Annotated in this window: 12 protein-coding genes; 10 read left to right on the top strand and 2 right to left on the bottom strand. The window is 35.6% G+C overall.

What is annotated here, in order from left to right; genetic code table 11:
- Positions 1-654 precede the first annotated feature (654 nt).
- Positions 655-2,484: an adenylate/guanylate cyclase domain-containing protein gene (locus E0F89_RS15805; RefSeq protein ID WP_131910700.1), complete on the bottom strand. Its 1,830-nt coding sequence runs from the start codon at positions 2,482-2,484 to the stop codon at positions 655-657.
- Complete coding sequence (locus tag E0F89_RS15800) at positions 2,484-2,870, bottom strand: hypothetical protein (protein WP_131910699.1); 387 nt, start codon at positions 2,868-2,870, stop codon at positions 2,484-2,486. Before E0F89_RS15800 ends, E0F89_RS15805 begins: the two co-directional genes overlap by 1 nt.
- 175 nt (positions 2,871-3,045) lie before the next feature.
- Here E0F89_RS15800 and E0F89_RS15795 point away from each other — a divergent pair, with 175 nt between their 5' ends.
- From E0F89_RS15795 to E0F89_RS15750, 10 genes are all read left to right on the top strand, one after another.
- Positions 3,046-3,933 carry a YitT family protein gene (locus E0F89_RS15795; RefSeq protein ID WP_131910698.1) on the top strand — a complete coding sequence of 296 codons (888 nt, stop codon included), beginning with the start codon at positions 3,046-3,048 and terminating at the stop codon, positions 3,931-3,933.
- 84 nt (positions 3,934-4,017) lie between these two features.
- A complete protein-coding gene (locus tag E0F89_RS15790; RefSeq protein WP_131910697.1) occupies positions 4,018-4,626 on the top strand; it encodes an HD domain-containing protein in 609 nt (202 codons plus the stop codon).
- Between the two features lie 1,222 nt (positions 4,627-5,848).
- Positions 5,849-7,624: an AMP-dependent synthetase/ligase gene (locus E0F89_RS15785; protein WP_131910696.1), complete on the top strand. Its 1,776-nt coding sequence runs from the start codon at positions 5,849-5,851 to the stop codon at positions 7,622-7,624.
- A gap of 21 nt (positions 7,625-7,645) precedes the next feature.
- Positions 7,646-8,698 carry a proline iminopeptidase-family hydrolase gene (locus tag E0F89_RS15780; RefSeq protein ID WP_131910695.1) on the top strand — a complete coding sequence of 351 codons (1,053 nt, stop codon included), beginning with the start codon at positions 7,646-7,648 and terminating at the stop codon, positions 8,696-8,698.
- Between the two features lie 381 nt (positions 8,699-9,079).
- Positions 9,080-11,596, top strand: coding sequence for a T9SS type B sorting domain-containing protein (locus tag E0F89_RS15775; RefSeq protein WP_131910694.1), 2,517 nt, complete (start codon positions 9,080-9,082; stop codon positions 11,594-11,596).
- A 392-nt stretch (positions 11,597-11,988) separates the two neighbouring features.
- The gene (locus E0F89_RS15770) at positions 11,989-12,498 is read left to right on the top strand and encodes a MarR family winged helix-turn-helix transcriptional regulator (protein ID WP_131910693.1); all 510 of its coding nucleotides are present in this window, start codon (positions 11,989-11,991) and stop codon (positions 12,496-12,498) included.
- A gap of 42 nt (positions 12,499-12,540) precedes the next feature.
- Positions 12,541-14,931 (top strand): 3-hydroxyacyl-CoA dehydrogenase/enoyl-CoA hydratase family protein, encoded by a 2,391-nt coding sequence (locus tag E0F89_RS15765; protein ID WP_131910692.1) that lies wholly within the window; start codon positions 12,541-12,543, stop codon positions 14,929-14,931.
- 92 nt (positions 14,932-15,023) lie between these two features.
- Positions 15,024-16,205 (top strand): acetyl-CoA C-acyltransferase, encoded by a 1,182-nt coding sequence (locus E0F89_RS15760; RefSeq protein ID WP_131910691.1) that lies wholly within the window; start codon positions 15,024-15,026, stop codon positions 16,203-16,205.
- 82 nt (positions 16,206-16,287) lie between these two features.
- Positions 16,288-16,653: a four helix bundle protein gene (locus E0F89_RS15755; RefSeq protein WP_131910690.1), complete on the top strand. Its 366-nt coding sequence runs from the start codon at positions 16,288-16,290 to the stop codon at positions 16,651-16,653.
- 31 nt (positions 16,654-16,684) lie between these two features.
- A complete protein-coding gene (locus E0F89_RS15750) occupies positions 16,685-18,475 on the top strand; it encodes an acyl-CoA dehydrogenase family protein (protein ID WP_131910689.1) in 1,791 nt (596 codons plus the stop codon).
- Positions 18,476-18,551: the final 76 nt, after the last annotated feature.

Below are 18,551 nucleotides of genomic sequence, written 5' to 3'. Positions count from 1 at the left end.
AAAAGAGCTTAAAATGAGTCGTGTATAAATTGGACTTTTGAAAACCTATTTTTCAAAAGAAAAGTTCCTGAAATCAGAACTTTTGGCATCAAATATCAAAAGGTACCTCACTGAATCGATTGTTCTGCCTTATTGGACCAAGCCATATCGACAACCGGAGGGATTACATGGAATACTTTAAATTAAAATTTTGAATTGAAAATGATGAAAAATAACTTTGGCACTGGCGAAATAATTGATCTGGATGCACACACTGGCGGCTATTTCCTTCAATCTTAATTTAGTATGAGTGTTTGACTGGCGCGTTACCTGAATGCTATTCCTTATTTATTCTGTTTTCCACGGAGCGCAAATCAGATTAATTTTTGTACCGATAAAAATAATTCTGTTCAGCAATACCTTTTTATAAACTAATCAATGGGTATCAAACTCGTGTACCATTTCGTTGGTCATAGACGGAAGGTTGGAAAACCTCTATGTATTTGATGCCATTTTGCCAACCTGTCAAATTAGAACAGCACTACTAAACAGAATTTATCTAATTCAAAAATAAGATATATTCATCTTGCGGCTGTTGTACAGTTTTTTAATTAATTTACAAAATTCACAGGCAGCGAAAGAATTGCTATAGCAAGAAAATTATTTTAAGTTAATTTAAATCGTTTTGTATTTACAATTATTTACGAAGTACATTTTCATTATTCCTCTATTTTTAACTTCAATTTCTCCCCTGTAATCGCAATCGAAAGCATCTTTAATCAACTCATAGGTATTCTCAGAAATATTGATTTTCCCCGGCTCTGAATTAGACTCCATGCGTGAAGCAATGTTAACAGTATCTCCCCAAATATCATACGCAAATTTCTTGGTACCAACTACGCCGGCTACGACTGGTCCGGAATTAATTCCAATGCGAATTTCAAAACGGGTATGATCTAGAGGATTGTTCTTTTTTGAATCCGAAACAAATTTGGCAATTTCAAAAGCGGCATGTACCATTTTACAGGCATGATCTTCGGTTGCAAAAGGCAATCCTCCCGCACACATGTAACAATCACCCACTGTTTTGATTTTTTCTAAGTCATATTTTTCCATAATTTCATCAAATTTCGAAAAATAATAATCCACACTTTCTACCAATTTTTCAGGCGATAGCTTTTCTGCATAATTTGTAAATCCTTCAAAATCGGAAAATAATACGGTAACCGATTCAAATTTTTTGGCCAGTACTTTTCCGTTTTGTTTTAATTCATGAGCTGTTTCCTCCGGCAGAATATTAAGAAGTAGGTGGTCTGACCTATTCTTTTCTTCTTCAATAATGACATTTGTTTTCTTAATGAATTTGTAGCGTCTGTACATTCCAAAGGCCAATAAAAAAACGAGTGCCGCTGAAACAGCGGAAGAAATCGCCATAATCTGTCGATTTCTTTTCCCTTGGTTTAGCAAATCGACTTCGGACTGTTTCTGGGAAACTTCATAATCCGTTCGCAAATCAGCCATTTGCTGCACTGCTTTTAGGTTGGTAACACTATCCCTGTACGCAATATGATTCTTATAATATTTAAAGGATTCAGTGGTATTTCCTGCTTTTTGATACAGTTCTGAAAGTTTAAGATTGGAGTTACTGATTTGATCTTTCAAACCATATCTTATGGCTAATTCCAAGCTTCTGCGTGCATAGTTGAGTGCAGTTGTCCAATCATTCTGTTTTAAATAAATGTCAGACATATAAGTAAGGTAATCTGAAATCGCATAATAATCCTTCAGTTCTTCCAACATTTTTATGGCTTCACTAATGTACTTTTTCGCTAACGCATCCTTTCCCTGCTCTGCATATACCATTCCAATGTTTCCCAAGTTGTAGGCAGTACCGCTTGGGTAATTAGCCTTCTTGAAAATCTCTCCCGACTCTTTAAAATAGCGCAATGCTAAGTCATATTTCTTATTTTTCGAATATTCATCTCCCGCGTTTAGTAAAGCAGAAGCTAAACCAACAGCGTTATCCGTATTTCTTAATAATTTGATTGCTTTTTTGTAGTAAATCTGGGCATTTTGGGAATTTCCCATCACCGAATATACATCCGCAATAGAGGAATTTGCAGTTCCTTGGCCAATACTGAATTTTGCTTTGGCTGCCGCTTCTTCACTTTTGAAAAAAGCATCCAAGGCTTTATTCAAATCTCCCAAAAGTCGAAGTTTATTTCCCTTTTGAAAATAACCTCTGTGCAGGTATAAATAGTTTTTTTCTAACGTGGATAACGCAATAAGTTCCTCCGCATATTTTAAGGATAATTTGAGATTATTGACTTCATTAAAAGACAAATTCCGAAGTAATTCTAATTTTTCAGAGTTTTTAAGATTCCCTTCCTGATAAATTTTAGCAAGACTATCCGCCACTTTTTGCTCTTGGGCGAAAATACTTATATTCACAAAAAAAGCAAAAAGGAAAATTGTAAAAGAATATCTAAAAGATCTCAATTTCATTATGGGTTAATCTGCAGTTTTGGGTCAATACTGAATATGCCCGGACGTCTTGTGCCGTTATTGAAAACAGTAAACTGGATCGTATATTTTTCTTGTTCGCCACGCGCATTGTTACGAACAGTGCCAGAAACTCTTCCATTCCCGGTTAAATTGTTGCTGTTAAAAACACTACTGCCTCCGCTATAATTTATATTGGTAATATTGACAGTATCTGATGCCGTTATGCTGGACACTCCTTCCCAAATCACAGTGTCTCCGGCATCTACTATGGTTAAAAAATCTTCATTACTAATTCCTGGGCCTTGCCCAAAATTACAAAAAGGATCAACATTTTGTACTGAGATCTTACTTGTGTCTACATTTAGTGTGATTAATACATCTGCCATGATTTTTATATTTAAAGGTTAATAAATTCTGATTTAGAAAATTATTAATTTAAAAATGGCTGGGGGAACCAATGAATTAATATCTGAGGTAACAAGCTAATTATAAGGCAAATATAATCATATATTTTTAAAATAAAGTAGTATATTTAAACGTTTTTAATTCAAATTCATGCCTATGAATATTGACCAACAACCAATCGACTGGAAGGAAATATTTCATCCCAAAAATATCGTTTTAAATTTAGTAGGTGTCGCATTTATTACATTGGCATTAAAGGGATTTATGATACCCAATAAATTTTTGGATGGAGGGATTATCGGCATTTCAATATTAATTCATGAAATCACCCATCTTCCCTTTGGAATTCTTGTGCTGGGCCTGAATATACCCTTCTTGTTCTTAGGTAAAGCATTGTTGGGAAAAACGTTTGCGATACAAAGTTTGATCACTTTTTTATTGATAGCAGCAAGTATGACTTTTATTAATATCGATGCCGTTACTACAGATCGTCTTTTAATTGCCATATTTGGTGGTTGTCTAATTGGGATTGGAATGGGTTTGTGCATTCGGAGCGGCTCAACGGCAGACGGTGTTGAAATTCTGGCTTTACTGACTACGCGAAAAATCGGACTTAATGTATCCGAAGTGATCTTTGCGATGAATACCTTATTGTTTCTGGCGGCTGCTTGGTCCTTTGGTATCGTGACAGCATTATATTCAATAGTTACGTATTTTTCAGCCATAAAATCACTAGATTATATCGCTCATGGTTTAGAACAATATATATCTTTAAATATCATTTCATCCAAAAGTGAAGCCATTAAAACTTTAATAGTAAAAAAATTTGGAAAAGGAATTACAATAATTAAAGGAGAACGGGGCTATTTACCAGATACTTTTGATATCAAAACCGACTGCGATATCATCGTAACTGTAGTTACGCGACTAGAATTACTTAGGATTAAAGATGAAATAAAAAAAGTAGATCCGCATGCTTTTATGTTTATCCAATATATTAAAGAAGCGAGCGGCGGAATTTTAAGAAACAAGCAAAAACATTAATTTTAAAATAGCTGTGATAGAGATTCAGTGTTGAAGAAACCTCTCATCGCAATAAAATATTTCCAAATTTAATAGCATCTACAAATGAAAAACTGGAATCTATTGTACAATAATGTAATGGATTGTTTGAAAGCGCGATTGTCTCCCTTTCTTATTTATCATGACTGGAAACATACGCAGCATGTGGTAAAAATGGCAGAACATATCGCATTGCAAGAGCAAATAAATGAGGACGATATACTACTCATAAAAACTGCCGCATTGTTTCACGATGGTGGTTTTATTAATAATCGTAGTGAGGGACACGAAGAAGAAAGCATTCGTTTTGCAAAAAAAAAATTACCGGCATTTGGATATACCAAAAAAGAAATTGAAATCATTGTTGAAATGATAAGAGCCACAATAATACCTCAAAAACCAAAAACTAAATTAGAATGCATTCTTGCGGATGCTGATCTTGAATACCTGGGAACCGATGATTTTGCGCGTTTAGGTAATAACCTGTATTTGGAATTGAAACATTATAATCCCAATCTCAGCGCGGAGGAATGGAACGAGATGCAAATTAATTTTCTTCAATCGCACTTTTATCACACCGCTTTTTGCATTCAAAATAGAGCCGCAGTAAAAGAAAAGAATTTAAAGGGGTTGCTTCAGCAACAAAAAAGTCCATTAAGGCAAAAATCCAGCTAATTTTAAGCAATTTTCTTTTAAAACATTACCAAAAGCAATTTTGAACGAATGTTCCAACTCCCTGATGAATTTTACGCTGTTCTAAATGATCCAGCCCAACTTTATTTTAAGCAGGAAGTGCTCGAGAGATTAGTGGGGAATATAGCTGCTGAAACGCTGGCCTGTTGCACCGTACTTACATTATACAAACAACCAAAATAATAAAAAAGTTGTATCAATTCTCGTATTGGAACTTACTACATATAACTAAATTAAATTTTGAAAACATTCTGAATACCAAAAGCTATCACGGCTATAGTATTACAAAAAACCACATTAAATCTTCACTTATTAAACAGTAGCAAAATTTAACTTGAAAAAAAAATTGCATAAATTCAATTGTGCTTTATGGTTTTCCATGCTCAGATATTTATCTGCCTGAAGCAGAATGACAAATACGCCATATTAAATATCATAAATTTATTTAATGCTTTTCATAACAAACATTAATATAAACATTTGAAAAAAAAATATCACTTTTGTAAATAGTTAATTAAAACTCTCACTCAGCTAAACAAAAGAATAAGTAAGGATGTTAATGGGTGAGTTAAAAAAAATTGTTAACGGAATTGCAGTATGTCTTAACGTGCTTAAAATTCGCACTGTATTATATTCCTTTTCTAATATTTTGAATTAGTAAACAAAATATGGAACATTAACGATGAAGACAGATGCCTAATGTATTCGCTTAACTTTTAACTAAACAAAAGTTGAGCGAAGCAATTCCCTTTCCGCTATCAATGTCAAAATCTAAGAAAGAAAGAATATAAAACTAATTTATTCCTAAAAAATTTCATGGCAAAAAATTTCTTTCAGCGGAGTACATTATAAAAAAGTAGTGACGCTCACATATATTTACAACATTTGTAACACTTTCAACATTAAACTTTAAAACTCATGTTGAGGTTTAAAAATATAAATCGACTATCCTTAAAATTGCCTTGAAAGCACTCTAATCTAAACTTTTTAATAAATCTAAAATTTTTTAAAATTTCAAAATGGTGGTACGAGCCCGTCTAAAAAGAAATGCTTTTTTATCAGAGGGATCTCTTTGGGAATCCCTTTGAGAAAACGATTTCGTTGATAATCAACAATGCTTTACAAATTTTGCGATAAAATTTCCAATTTTTAAAATTTATCGCTAATTTTTTTTTAATTTGCAATCAAATCCAATAGTTTCATAATGATAAATATCACCCGCCTCTTCGATTTCCCTTATTATCAGCAAGAAAAATACAATAATATTCCGGATGCTTTAGTAAGCAAACAGAATGGTGTCTGGGTAAAAACATCGACACAAGAATATATAGCTAAAGCCAACGCTATTTCGAGAGCATTACTCCGATTAGGCGTTCAAAAAGACGATAAAATTGCCATAATTTCCTCTAATAACAGAACAGAATGGAATATTATGGATATTGGTGTGCTGCAAACTGGAGCGCAGACTGTTCCTATTTACCCTACGATTTCTGAAGAAGATTACGAATATATTTTAAATCATTCGGGTTCCATTTATTGTTTTGTATCAGATGCTGAGGTACTTCGTAAAGTAAACCTGATCAGGCATAAAGTTTCTACGCTTAAAGAAGTGTATTCCTTCAACGAAATTGAAGGTTGTACCAACTGGAATGATTTGTTGGTTCTTGGTGTTGACACCGGAAATCAAGACGAAGTAGAAAAACGTAAAAACAACGTAAAAACCGAAGATTTAGCGACTATTATTTATACTTCCGGAACAACAGGAAGACCAAAAGGAGTTATGCTTTCGCACAAAAATATTGTCTCGAATGTTTTGGACAGTGCTTCGAGAATTCCGTTTGAAGCCGGAAAAACCCGTGCATTGAGTTTTCTTCCGATCTGCCATATTTTTGAAAGAATGATTTTGTATTTATACCAATATTATGGTGTTTCCATTTATTTTGGAGAATCGATTGAGAAAATCAGTGACAACATCAAGGAAGTGAAACCGACCGTAATCACAGCTGTTCCAAGGCTTTTAGAAAAAGTATATGATAAAATTTATGCCAAGGGAACTGAATTAACCGGTATCAAAAAGAAATTATTCTTTTGGGCGATTGACTTGGGTTTAATCTATGAGCCGTATGGCAAAAATGGATTTTGGTACGAATTCCAACTCAAAATTGCGCGCAAACTGATTTTCAGCAAATGGAAAGAAGGTTTGGGTGGAAACCTGGATTTAATGGTTTCCGGAAGCGCTGCTTTGCAACCAAGATTAGCCAGAATTTTTGCCGCTGCCGAAATCCCGGTTATGGAAGGATACGGTTTGACTGAAACTTCTCCTGTAATCTCCGTAAATGACATTAGAAATGGTGGTTTTAGAGTGGGAACTGTGGGTAGAGTAATCGATAATGTAGAAGTTATCATTGCCGAAGACGGCGAAATACTTTGTAAAGGGCCTAACGTAATGATGGGATATTACAAAGACGAAAAACTGACAAACGAAGTAATCACGGACGGATTTTTCCACACGGGAGATATTGGAATTTTTGACGAAGACGGATTCTTGAAAATCACCGATCGTAAAAAAGAAATGTTCAAAACCTCCGGAGGAAAATATATTGCACCTCAATTGATAGAAAATACAATGAAACAATCCCGTTTCATTGAGCAAATAATGGTAATTGGAGCCGGTGAAAAAATGCCGGCCGCTTTTATCCAACCTAGCTTTGATTTTGTTAAAGAATGGGCTGTTATCCATGGAATTGACATTGGAAAAAGCAATGAAGAAATAATTGCCAACGAAAAAGTAATCGAAAGAATTCAGTTGGAAATTGACAACCTGAACGAAAAATTTGGAAACTGGGAGAAGATAAAACGTTTTGAGTTAACACCGGATTTATGGTCTGTGGAAGGTGGACAGCTTACGCCAACCCTGAAACTGAAACGAAAAATAGTAATGGAAAAATACATTGATTTATTCCATAAAATCTACAACTAGCCGTTATAAAACCGTTCTGTTATGAAACTAAAAATCTTAATTTGCTCCGTTATCAGCCTGTTCTTTTTTTCTAATTGTCAGGAAAAACCAAAGGAAGACCCTATCAAAGCAAATTATTTAGATTTCTCCAAACGGGACGACCAACTCACGGGCGGTATCAAAATGATTCCGATTCAAACACCAAAAGGCACGTTTAAAGTCTGGACCAAACGAGTGGGCAACAATCCTAAAATAAAAGTGTTGTTGCTGCACGGCGGTCCCGGTTTGACACATGAATTATACGAAGCCTTTGATGGTTATTTCCCCAACGAAAGCATTGAATACATTTATTATGACCAGTTGGGCTCGTATTACAGCGACCAACCCAACGACAATAGTTTGTGGACCAATGAACGTTTTGTGGAGGAAGTCGAACAAGTACGCATCGCATTAGGACTGGACAATTCTAATTTTTACCTGATGGGACAATCTTGGGGCGGAATCCTGGCAATGGAATATGCATTGAAATACCAAAAAAACCTGAAAGGCTTGATTATCTCGAATATGATGGCGAGTGCTCAGGAATATAACGCTTACGCAAAAGACGTTCTGGCACCGCAAATGGATCCTAAAATTCTGAAGCAATTGCAGGATATCGAAAAAAACAATGATTTTAATAATCCAAAATACAGCGAATTACTGTTCAAACATTACTACACGGAACACATTTTGAGAATGCCTCTCGAAGAATGGCCGGAATCCATCAACAGGTGTTTCAAGCACATTAATCCTAATGTATATGTATTTATGCAAGGGCATAGTGAATTTGGCATCACCGGAAATGCGACTCTTAAAAACTGGGATGTCAAAGCCAGACTAAAAACTTTGAAGGTTCCTACATTGAGTATTGGTTCTAAATATGACACAATGGATCCAGAACACATGAAATGGATTGCAAACGAAGTCCAAAACGGACGTTTCTTATTTTGCCCTAACGGAAGCCACCTTTCGCAATACGATGACCCAAAAACCTATTTTCCGGGCGTGATTAAATTCTTGAAAGATGTGGATAATGGGGAGTTTAAGAAAGGGTAATTAACTTCAATTATAAATGATTTATAAAAAGTAATTCAATCTATAAGCAATAATTTGGTCTTACTAATAAAATACATCTCTCCTATTTAAAGCCTTACATTACTTAGTTAACCTATTCATATGAAATTGAATTTTTGAGATAATTGTTAATAAGATACAGCTTTGAAATTTTAATATGAATTAAAGAAAAATACTAGAATAGTAACAGATATTAGAACTTATAAATAAGAAAATATTTAGTGAATTCTGTTTTTAAAATAAATTAATAAGGTTAAGTTTACGCTTTTTTTAAGTTATCAAAAAATTATTTTTTTTAATTTAAAAGAAAATTTAGTGGATTTGAAAAATTCCTAAATCAATTTTAAAGTATATGACTTAAAAATGAGAAACATTATTTTACTGATTTTATTGCAGTTTTCTTCCCTTATTTTTGCCCAGCCTGGAAGTTTAGACAATACTTTTGATAATGGTCCAAGTGCAATAACCTATGGAATTATTTATTCTACAATTATTCAACCGGATGGAAAAATTATTGTAGGTGGTTCATTTTATACTACAAGCGGCAAATGGGTCCTAAATTTAACTCGATTGAATCCTGACGGCAGTTTAGATATGAGTTTTAATACTGGTACTGGAGCAAATGATACTGTAAAAGCCATAGTATTGCAGCCGGATGGAAAAATTATAATTGGAGGCGAATTCTATAATTATAACGGCACACAAATAAATAGAATAGCCCGTGTGAATTCAGATGGAAGTATTGATACAAGCTTTAACCCCGGACAGGGTCCAAATGATGATAGATTAAATATTGCTCTTCAAAGTGATGGAAAAATTATTATTAGTGGTTATTTATATACCTTCGACGGTACAGTTATCAATAGAATGGCGCGCTTGAATGCTGACGGAAGTTTAGATGCTACATTTAAACTTGGCATAATCCCTACAAATTGGATTCAGCGCACAGTTATTCAACCGGACGGTAAAATTCTTATTGCAGGAAGTTTTAATTATAATAATGGAAGAGTTGCACGTTTAAATGCTGATGGGAGTTTAGATTCTACTTTTAATATTGGAATTGCAACTGATCAAGTTGAAAGTATGTTGCTTCAACCAGATGGAAAAATTATTATTGGAGGTGAATTCTTGAATTTTAATGGTTCTGGTAAAAATAATATTGTTCGTTTGAATACAGACGGTAGTGTGGATGCTAGTTTTAATCCAGGTTTAATTCTTACCCATGATAACAATGGTGTAAAATTACGAGGTAATATTTCAACAATGTCTCTTCAACCCGATGGTAAAATTATAATCGGTGGATGGTTTGACAATTTTAACGGTATAATCAGAAATAATATAGCCCGTTTGAATGCAGATGGAAGTTTGGATCTAACATTTGCTCCTATTACAGTACCGTCTAATGTGGATAGCGGTGCAGGTTTTAACGTTACCTCTTCTGCAATTCAGTCTGATGGAAAAATTATTATTGGTGGTCAGTTTACTACTTATGATGGTATCCCTACTAATATTATAATCCGTTTAAACAATAATTTATTACCTCCAATAGCTTCTGCACAATCAGTTTGTTTAAACGCGACCATTTCTAGTTTAACTGCCCTAGGCACTAATTTGAAGTGGTATGCAAGCGCTACAAGTACCACTCCTCTTGCAACCACTAGTGTTTTAGTTCCATCAACTTACTATGTCTCACAAACCGTAGGAGGAATTGAAAGTGATAGAACGACGGTCCCTGTAACAATTAATACGCCAGCAACACCAACTTTTACACCGCAAAATGATATTTGTCCAGGAACAACACTTCAACCATTACCAACGATTTCTAACAACGGTATTTCAGGAAGTTGGTCACCTGCAATGAATAATACCAATACCACAACTTACACTTTTACACCTATAATTGGTTCGTGCGCCACAACTGCCATCATGACCATTGCGGTAAACTCAAATATAACTCCAACTTTTACACCAATAACTGCTATTTGTGCAGGAGAAACAATACTTGAACTACCTACTACTTCAAACAATAACATTGTAGGAACGTGGTCACCTTCTTTAAATAACAAGACTACAACCACCTACACTTTTACACCAAATAGTGGATTATGCAGTACTACTGCAACAATGACTATTATAGTAATGGCCTTGCCAGATATCGAACCAAATCATGATGAAATTATTTGCTCTGAAAATGATGACCCTATACAACTCAGCGCTGGTTTGCTGTCAGGTTCTCGATCACAATTTAGCTATGAATGGTTTCTCAACAATCAACTGTTGCCTTCTGAGCAAGAATATTACATAAATGTTAATGAGGATGGCATTTACACCTGCAACGTAAAAAGCAAAACAACAGGTTGCGAAAGAACTAGAACCAATACAGTGACTTATTCTAAAAAAATCACAATAGAAAAAGTATTAATCTCTGATATAACTGAAAACAATACGATAACCGTTCTAGCATCTGGGATGGAAAATTCTGAATACAGCCTTGATAATCCATCGGGTTTCTTTCAAGATTCCAATGTATTTGAAAATGTAGAACCGGGTATTCACACGGTCTATGTAAACGATAAAAATGGCTGCGGTGTTGTTTCTAAAACTGTTGCTTTAATCGGTGCGCCTCTATTCTTTTCTCCAAATGGTGATGGATATAATGACAATTGGACAATAAAAGGGATTAATGAGCTGTTCTTCAAAAATTCCAAAGTAAGAATTTTTGACCGATATGGAAAACTAATAAAAGAACTCTCAGATAGTACAAGCTATGGCTGGGATGGGACTTACAACGGATATCCCTTGCCCGCAACTGATTATTGGTTTGTTGCCAATATTGACGATGGACGGGTTATAAAAGGTCATTTTGCATTAAAGCGATAGCTCATTGTAAACATTAATCGCTTTTCCCGACAAAATTAGTACAGATAGAAATACAATATCTCTTTATTGCTACCTCCATTTATAATTGATAAACTACTTACAATTACGTAAATCCATAATCCCAACAATTAAACTAAAATCCCCAATCATTCTCCTTAGCAGGATTCGCGTTAGGGATGGAAGTGGCATCCCACGCTTTTTAGCGTGGATATAACGAACAGCCCGACCCGCAGGGATACGCCCAAAAAAAATTAATTACTCTTAAAAAACGGTATAATCTCCTCTATTTCAGCGGATATTTTTTATATTTAATACTTTTTAACAAAAAAATAGTTTAATATATTATGCATGCATAGTATTTTTTATTATATTTGAAATCGATATAGTTACTTATGAAAGATAAAACGATAGATTATATTTTACGTGCCACCTGGCAAGCAGTGGCCAGAATGTATAATGAAGAAGCATCGAAATACGATGCAAGCATGGCTACTGGTTTCGCTTTATTGAGTATTGATAAGGAAGGTGGAACGCCATCGACCTCATTAGGTCCAAAAATGGGAATGGAAGCTACCAGCCTGACCAGAACCCTGAAATCTATGGAGGAAAAAGGCCTAATCATTCGCAAGAAAAACCCTGTGGATGGCCGTGGGGTTTTGATTTACCTAACGGATTTTGGTAAAGAAAAAAGAGAATTGTCAAAAAATACCGTATTGAAATTTAATGAAACGGTCAAACAAACTATTTCTGCAGAGAAACTGCAGCACTTTATAGAAGTAGCGGAAACCATCAATGAATTAATTCAAGACAAAAATATATTTACTCATACGAACGTCAGCGAACTGGCGGAACAAACTGAAAAAACGGAGAATGATACCGCTAAAATTGATTCCCATCAATAAAATAGCGCTGTTGTTTTCTAATGAAAATCAAATATTATTTATATGAAACGCACAATTAAAAAAGTTGCAGTAATTGGATCCGGAATTATGGGTTCAGGAATTGCCTGCCATTTTGCTAACATTGGAGTTGAAGTCCTATTATTAGACATTGTTCCAAGAGAACTTACCGAAGCGGAAGCTAAAAAAGGACTAACTTTAGAAAGCAAAATCGTTAGAAACCGATTGGTAAATGAGCATTTGGCCAATTCCCTGAAATCGAAACCCTCTCCTATTTACAGTCAGAAATTTGCCAGCAGAATCACAACTGGAAATACCACTGATGACATGGCGAAAATCGCTACTGTGGATTGGATTATTGAGGTTGTAGTGGAACGTTTGGACATCAAGAAACTAGTTTTTGAACAAATTGAGAAATTTAGAAAACCGGGAACTTTAGTGACTTCAAACACATCTGGAATTCCAATCCACTTTATGAGTGAAGGAAGAAGCGAGGATTTCCAAAAGCACTTTTGCGGGACACACTTTTTTAACCCTGCGCGTTATTTAAAATTATTCGAAATCATTCCTGGTCCACAAACAGCAACGGAAGTTTTGGATTTCCTAACTGATTATGGTTCAAGATTCTTAGGAAAAACTTCGGTTGTGGCCAAAGATACTCCGGCTTTTATTGGTAACCGAATCGGGATTTACGGGATTCAAAGTTTGTTTCATTTGGTAAAAGAAATGGGATTGACGATTGAAGAAGTGGATAAATTGACCGGTCCAGTTATTGGAAGACCAAAATCAGCGACTTTCAGAACGGTTGACGTAGTTGGATTGGATACTTTGGTACATGTTGCCAACGGAATCTACGAAAACTGCCCGAATGACGAGCAACACGAGTTGTTCAAACTTCCGGACTTCGTCAACAAAATGATGGAGAACAAATGGTTGGGAAGCAAAACAGGTCAAGGTTTTTATAAAAAAGTAGACAAGGATATTTTGTCTTTGGATTTAGATACTTTAGAATACCGTGCTGCTAAAAAAGCTTCTTTCGCAACTTTGGAACTGACAAAAACGATTGATAAACCAATTGACCGTTTTAAAGTTTTGGTAAAAGGAAAAGACAAAGCAGGAGAATTTTACAGAAAAAGTTTTTCTGGAATGTTTGCTTATGTTTCCAACAGAATTCCTGAAATCTCAGATGAATTATACAAGATTGACGATGCAATGAAAGCCGGTTTTGGATGGGAAAATGGTCCTTTCGAAATTTGGGATGCCATTGGTGTCGAAAAAGGAATCGAAATCATGAAAGCGGAAGGTCTTGAACCAGCTGCTTGGGTTACTGAAATGTTAGCTTCGGGAAGTACTAGTTTTTATACTATTAAAGAAGGAGCAACTTTTTTCTACAATATTCCAACAAAATCACAAACTAAAGTTCCGGGTCAGGATGCCTTTATTATCCTGAACAACATTCGCGAAAGCAAAAAAGTGTGGAGCAATAGCGGAGCGATTATACAGGATATAGGAGACGGAATTTTGAATTTAGAATTCCAATCTAAAATGAATACGATTGGTGGCGATGTTTTACAAGCTATCAATAAAGCGATTGACTTATCTGAAAAAGAATATCAAGGATTGGTTATTGGAAATCAAGCAGCGAATTTCTCTGTTGGAGCTAATATCGGAATGATTTTCATGATGGCAGTCGAGCAAGAATACGATGAGTTGAATATGGCGATCAAAATGTTCCAGGACACGATGATGCGCGTGCGTTACTCCGGAATTCCAGTTGTGGTTGCGCCACACGGAATGACTTTTGGTGGTGGATGCGAAATGAGTTTGCATGCCGATAAAGTTGTTGCTGCAGCAGAAACGTATATGGGATTGGTAGAATTTGGTGTTGGGGTAATTCCTGGCGGTGGAGGATCGAAAGAAATGGCATTGCGTGCAGCAGATTTATTCCATAAAAATGATGTGGAATTGAACGTGTTGCAAGAATATTTCTTGACAATTGCTATGGCAAAAGTGTCTACTTCTGGATATGAAGCTTTTGACACCGGACTTTTACAACAAGGAAAAGATATCATTGTAGTGAACAAAGACCGTCAAATTGCGGAAGCGAAGAAACACGCTTTACTTATGGCCGAAGCGGGTTACACACAACCAATTCGCAGAAGCGATGTGAAAGTTCTTGGAAAACAAGCTTTGGGAATGTTCCTTGTTGGAACTGATCAAATGGAAGCTGGGAAATACATCTCGGAACACGACAAAAAAATCGCTAACAAACTGGCTTATGTTATGGCTGGTGGTGATTTATCTGAACCAACTTTAGTAACTGAACAATATTTATTAGATCTGGAACGTGAAGCTTTCTTGTCATTGTGTACCGAAAGAAAAACATTGGAGAGAATCCAGTTTATGTTAACGAAAGGGAAACCGTTGAGAAATTAGAAAAAAGAAACAAGAAGAAAGAAGAAAGACAAAAAACAATCTTTCAACGAAGCGGTCTTGGCTCTTACTTCTTTCTTCTCAAAAACAAAATTATGAAAACAGCCTATATAGTAAAAGCATACAGAACAGCCGTGGGGAAAGCTCCAAAAGGCGTGTTCAGATTTAAACGTCCTGATGAATTGGCAGCAGAAACGATTCAGTTTATGATGAATGAGTTGCCTGATTTTGACAAAAAACGTATTGACGACGTGATGGTAGGAAATGCGATGCCGGAGGCAGAACAAGGACTAAACGTGGGACGATTGATCTCTTTGATGGGATTGAAAATCGAAGATGTTCCGGGTGTAACCGTAAACCGTTATTGCGCGTCAGGATTAGAAACTATTGGTATGGCTACGGCCAAAATCCAATCTGGAATGGCGGATTGTATTATTGCCGGTGGTGCTGAAAGCATGAGTTTTATTCCAATGGGAGGTTACAAACCAACTCCGGATTATGCAGTTGCAAAAGCGGGCAACGAAGATTACTATTGGGGAATGGGATTAACTGCGGAAGCGGTTGCCAAACAATTCAATGTATCTCGTGCCGACCAAGATGAGTTTGCTTATAACTCACACATGAAAGCCCTGAAAGCGCAAGCTGAAGGCAAATTTGACAAACAAATTGTTCCTATTACTGTTGAACAAACATTTATCAATGAAAATGGTAAAAAAGAAACAAAATCATACGTAGTTAATAAAGATGAAGGTCCAAGAGCAGGAACTTCTGTAGAAGCTTTGGCAGGTTTAAGACCGGTTTTTGAAGCGAACGGAAGCGTGACTGCAGGAAACTCCTCTCAAATGAGTGACGGAGCAGCATTTGTTCTAATCATGAGCGAAGAAATGGTAAAAGAATTGAACCTTACTCCTATCGCCCGTTTGGTAAACTTCGCTTCGGCTGGAGTGGAACCAAGAATCATGGGAATTGGACCAGTAAAAGCGATTCCAAAAGCATTGAAACAAGCTGGATTAACATTGAATGATATTGATTTAATTGAGTTAAACGAAGCATTTGCCTCACAAGCATTAGCTGTAACGAGAGAACTAAACCTAAATCCAGATATTATCAATGTCAATGGTGGAGCGATTGCATTAGGTCACCCACTGGGTTGTACCGGAGCAAAATTGTCTGTTCAATTATTCGACGAGATGCAACGCAGAGGAAGCAAATACGGAATTGTGAGTATGTGTGTGGGGACTGGACAAGGAAGTGCTGGGATTTATGAGTTGCTTTAAAACTATTTTAAAAAGGAAGAAAGAAACTAGAAGCAAGATTTTAACATATAATTTTAGTAGAAATTAGAATTAAAAAAGGCAAATGAGACACAATTTCAAGAACTTGAAGATTTGGAATTTAGCAATGGATATCACTAATGATATTTATAAACTTACTTCTATATTTCCAAAATCTGAAATATATGGTCTAGTTAGTCAAATGAATAGATGTTCAGTTTCGATGCCTTCAAATATTGCAGAAGGTTCGAATAGAGGGGATAAACATTTTCAGCATTATTTAAATATCAGTTTGGGTTCGTCATTTGAATTACAAACTCAATTGCTAATAGCTAATCAAAATGCTTATCTATCAAAAGAAAAAACAGACGAAATAGAAAATAAAATAATTGAATTTCAAAAGATGACAACAGGTTTCATAAATAAGTTAGACAATAATCTTTCTTCTTGATTCTTTCATCTTTTATCTAAAAACAAAAAAAATGAGCGACAAAACAAGAGGAGGTCAATTCCTAGTTAAAGAAACAAAATGCGAAGATATCTTCACTCCAGAAGATTTTTCGGAAGAGCAATTAATGATGCGCGACTCTGTAAAAGAGTTTGTAGATAAAGAGTTGTGGGCACATAAAGATCGTTTTGAGAAAAAAGATTACGCCTATACAGAAGAAACCATGAGAAAAGCGGGAGACTTAGGACTTTTAGGAGTTGCAGTTCCTGAGGCTTATGGTGGATTAGGAATGGGATTTGTTTCCACAATGTTGGTTTGTGACTATATTTCGGGAGCAACGGGATCGTTCTCGACTGCTTTTGGAGCACATACCGGTATTGGAACGATGCCAATCACTTTATACGGAACAGAAGAACAAAAACAAAAATACGTTCCTAAATTAGCTTCTGGCGAATGGTTTGGTGCGTATTGTTTAACAGAACCGGGCGCAGGATCAGATGCTAATTCTGGAAAAACAAAAGCCGTTTTATCAGAAGATGGAACACATTACAAAATCACAGGACAAAAAATGTGGATTTCGAATGCAGGATTTTGTTCTTTGTTTATTGTTTTCGCCCGTATTGGCGATGACAAAAATATTACTGGTTTTATCCTTGAAAACACTGCAGATAACGGAATTTCAATGGGTGAAGAAGAGCATAAATTAGGAATTCGTGCGTCTTCTACACGTCAGGTTTTCTTCAATGAAACGAAAGTTCCTGTTGAAAACATGCTGTCAGAAAGAGGAAACGGTTTCAAAATTGCCATGAACGCTTTAAACGTAGGTCGTATCAAATTAGCAGCTGCTTGTTTGGACGCACAACGCAGAGTGATTTCAGGCTCAGTGAAATATGCGAATGAAAGAATCCAATTTAATACTGCAATTTCTCAGTTTGGTGCTATTCGTGCAAAACTAGCAGAAATGGCTACAAGTTGTTATGCTGGAGAAAGTGCTTCTTATAGAGCTGCAAAAGATATTGAAGATCGAATTATTGCGCGTGAAGCCGAAGGAGTTTCTCATCAAGAAGCAGAATTAAAAGGAGTTGAGGAATATGCAATCGAATGTTCTATCTTAAAAGTAGCGGTTTCTGAAGATGTACAAAACTGTGCCGATGAAGGAATTCAAATCTTTGGTGGAATGGGATTCTCAGAGGATACGCCGATGGAAAGTGCTTGGAGAGATGCGCGTATTGCACGTATTTACGAAGGTACAAACGAAATCAACAGAATGCTTTCAGTAGGAATGTTGATCAAAAAAGCGATGAAAGGCCATGTTGACTTGCTAGGACCAGCTATGAAAGTTTCTGAAGAATTAATGGGAATTCCATCTTTTGAAACTCCAGATTATTCTGAATTATTTGCTGAGGAAAAAGAAATCGTTAGAAATTTGAAGAAATCATTCTTAATGGTTGCCGGAAGTGCCGTTCAAAAATTTGGCGCAGACCTAGACGCTCACCAACAGCTATTGATGGCTGCTTCAGATATGTTAATCGAAGTATATATGGCGGAAAGTACCATCTTGCGTACTGAAAAACTAGCTAAAAAAGAAGGAGAAGATAAAGTACAAGAGCAAATTGCAATGGCAAAATTGTATTTATACAAAGCGGTAGATATTGTGAATCAAAAAGGAAAAGAAAGCATTATTTCTTTTGCCGAAGGCGATGAACAACGTATGATGCTAATGGGATTACGTCGTTTTACAAAATACACCAACATGCCAAATGTAGTGGCATTAAGAGAAACAATTACAGCAAAATTAGTAGCTGAAAATGAATATTGTTTCTAATAAAAATTAGTTTTTTAGTTTTTTTTTTAACCGCCTTGTCCCTGAAAACAAGGCGGTTTTTTTATTTCTACAAAAG

Source organism: Flavobacterium caseinilyticum, from assembly GCF_004349085.1.
GTDB lineage: Bacteria > Bacteroidota > Bacteroidia > Flavobacteriales > Flavobacteriaceae > Flavobacterium > Flavobacterium caseinilyticum.
The sequence above is the reverse complement of the archived record's forward strand: the minus strand, read 5'-3'. Positions and strand labels throughout refer to the sequence as shown.